Source organism: Streptomyces sp. TLI_105, assembly GCF_900105415.1.
GTDB lineage: Bacteria > Actinomycetota > Actinomycetes > Streptomycetales > Streptomycetaceae > Streptomyces.
In genome coordinates, this window is record NZ_FNSM01000001.1 from 3,867,501 (window position 1) to 3,870,000 (window position 2,500).

1 rRNA gene (running past both ends of the window) is annotated in these 2,500 nt (G+C 57.0%); it reads right to left on the minus strand.

Features of this window, described 5'->3' with window-relative positions:
- Positions 1 to 2,500 (minus strand): 23S ribosomal RNA (locus tag BLW86_RS17685) (it extends past both window edges: 210 nt to the left, 412 nt to the right).

Here is a 2,500-nt window from a genome sequence, read left to right on the forward strand (position 1 = left end):
CACACCAGAGGTTCGTCCGTCCCGGTCCTCTCGTACTAGGGACAGCCCTTCTCAATATTCCTACGCGCACAGCGGATAGGGACCGAACTGTCTCACGACGTTCTAAACCCAGCTCGCGTACCGCTTTAATGGGCGAACAGCCCAACCCTTGGGACCGACTCCAGCCCCAGGATGCGACGAGCCGACATCGAGGTGCCAAACCATCCCGTCGATATGGACTCTTGGGGAAGATCAGCCTGTTATCCCCGGGGTACCTTTTATCCGTTGAGCGACGGCGCTTCCACAAGCCACCGCCGGATCACTAGTCCCGACTTTCGTCCCTGCTCGACCCGTCGGTCTCACAGTCAAGCTCCCTTGTGCACTTACACTCAACACCTGATTGCCAACCAGGCTGAGGGAACCTTTGGGCGCCTCCGTTACCCTTTGGGAGGCAACCGCCCCAGTTAAACTACCCATCAGACACTGTCCCTGATCCGGATCACGGACCGAGGTTAGACATCCAGCACGACCAGAGTGGTATTTCAACGGCGACTCCACCATGACTGGCGTCACGGCTTCAAAGTCTCCCACCTATCCTACACAAGCCGAACCGAACACCAATATCAAACTGTAGTAAAGGTCCCGGGGTCTTTCCGTCCTGCTGCGCGAAACGAGCATCTTTACTCGTAGTGCAATTTCACCGGGCCTATGGTTGAGACAGTCGAGAAGTCGTTACGCCATTCGTGCAGGTCGGAACTTACCCGACAAGGAATTTCGCTACCTTAGGATGGTTATAGTTACCACCGCCGTTTACTGGCGCTTAAGTTCTCAGCTTCGCCACACCGAAATGCGACTAACCGGTCCCCTTAACGTTCCAGCACCGGGCAGGCGTCAGTCCGTATACATCGCCTTACGGCTTCGCACGGACCTGTGTTTTTAGTAAACAGTCGCTTCTCGCTGGTCTCTGCGGCCACCCCCAGCTCACGGAGCAAGTCCGATCACCGGGCGTGGCCCCCCTTCTCCCGAAGTTACGGGGGCATTTTGCCGAGTTCCTTAACCATAGTTCACCCGAACGCCTCGGTATTCTCTACCTGACCACCTGAGTCGGTTTAGGGTACGGGCCGCCATGAAACTCGCTAGAGGCTTTTCTCGACAGCATAGGATCATCCACTTCACCACAATCGGCTCGGCATCAGGTCTCAGCCTTGGTGTGTGACGGATTTGCCTATCACACGGCCTACACCCTTACCCCGGGACTACCACCGCCCGGGCTGGACTACCTTCCTGCGTCACCCCATCGCTTACCTACTACCACCTCGGTTCGCCGGCTCCACCACTTTCCTTTCCCCGAAGGGTCCGGAACGGCTTCACGGGCTTAGCATCAGAGGATTCGGTATTGGGCGTTTCAAAGCGGGTACCGGAATATCAACCGGTTGTCCATCGACTACGCCTGTCGGCCTCGCCTTAGGTCCCGACTTACCCTGGGCAGATCAGCTTGACCCAGGAACCCTTAGTCAATCGGCGCACACGTTTCTCACGTGTGTATCGCTACTCATGCCTGCATTCTCACTCGTGAACCGTCCACAACTCGCTTCCGCGGCTGCTTCACCCGGCACACGACGCTCCCCTACCCATCACAACACCCGTTGGGGCTATACGCTGCAATGACACGACTTCGGCGGTACGCTTGAGCCCCGCTACATTGTCGGCGCGGAATCACTTGACCAGTGAGCTATTACGCACTCTTTCAAGGGTGGCTGCTTCTAAGCCAACCTCCTGGTTGTCTCTGCGACTCCACATCCTTTCCCACTTAGCGTACGCTTAGGGGCCTTAGTCGATGCTCTGGGCTGTTTCCCTCTCGACCATGGAGCTTATCCCCCACAGTCTCACTGCCGCGCTCTCACTTACCGGCATTCGGAGTTTGGCTAAGGTCAGTAACCCGGTAGGGCCCATCGCCTATCCAGTGCTCTACCTCCGGCAAGAAACACGCGACGCTGCACCTAAATGCATTTCGGGGAGAACCAGCTATCACGGAGTTTGATTGGCCTTTCACCCCTAACCACAGGTCATCCCCCAGGTTTTCAACCCTGGTGGGTTCGGTCCTCCACGAAGTCTTACCTCCGCTTCAACCTGCCCATGGCTAGATCACTCCGCTTCGGGTCTTGAGCGTGCTACTGAAGCGCCCTGTTCGGACTCGCTTTCGCTACGGCTTCCCCACACGGGTTAACCTCGCAACACACCGCAAACTCGCAGGCTCATTCTTCAAAAGGCACGCAGTCACGAGATGCAAGCAAGCTTGCATCCGACGCTCCCACGGCTTGTAGGCACACGGTTTCAGGTACTATTTCACTCCGCTCCCGCGGTACTTTTCACCATTCCCTCACGGTACTATCCGCTATCGGTCACCAGGGAATATTTAGGCTTAGCGGGTGGTCCCGCCGGATTCACACGGGATTTCTCGGGCCCCGTGCTACTTGGGTGTCTCTCCAACGAGCCGTACAGATTTCAGCTACGGGGGTCT